Below are 703 nucleotides of genomic sequence, written 5' to 3'. Positions count from 1 at the left end.
AATGCCTTGCCATCGTTGTTGGTGCCCAACGTTCCGTTCACGCTGGAAACCCTCTGGATCATCCTGCCGACCTCAATCGCAGTTGCCGCAGTTGGTCTTCTGGAAAGCCTGCTCACAGCCTCCATCGTCGATCTGATGACCGATACCGGCAGCGACAAGAACCGTGAGAGCATCGGTCAGGGCATCGCGAACATCGCTTCGGGCTTCTTCGGCGGTATGGCCGGTTGCGCCATGATCGGTCAGTCGGTGATCAACGTGAAATCGGGCGGGCGAACGCGCCTTTCGACCTTCGCTGCCGGCGCCATTCTGCTGTTCATGCTGCTGGTCCTCGGCGACTGGGTCGGTCTGATCCCTATGCCGGCCTTGGTGGCCATCATGATCATGGTTTCCATCGGCACGTTCAACTGGTCTTCCCTGCGCGATCTCGTCCACCATCCTCGCCGTTCCAGTATTGTGATGCTGGCAACGGTGCTCACGGTGGTGGGCACGCACAATCTGGCATTGGGTGTTGGGGTGGGTGTGCTTCTCTCCGGCATATTCTTCGCCTGGAAGGTCTCGCAGATATTCCGCGTAACCTCGACCCTCGAAAACGACGTTCGCACCTACCGTGTCGAAGGCCAGCTATTCTTTGCCAGTGCCGAGGACTTCCTCGCTGCCATGAACTTCGAAGAACAGGTGCCTCGGGTCAGGCTGGATTTGAGCA

The 703-nt window shown here is 58.6% G+C and carries 1 protein-coding gene; it reads left to right on the top strand.

Annotated elements, in window-relative coordinates; translation table 11 throughout:
* The coding region (locus tag WH91_RS00105; RefSeq protein WP_046168975.1) for a SulP family inorganic anion transporter at nt 1-703 on the top strand (703 nt) is incomplete at both ends.

It is taken from the genome of Devosia psychrophila (assembly GCF_000971275.1).
Taxonomy (GTDB): Bacteria; Pseudomonadota; Alphaproteobacteria; order Rhizobiales; family Devosiaceae; genus Devosia; species Devosia psychrophila.
Note: the sequence above shows the minus strand (reverse complement) of the source record. Positions and strands in the feature narration are given on the sequence as shown.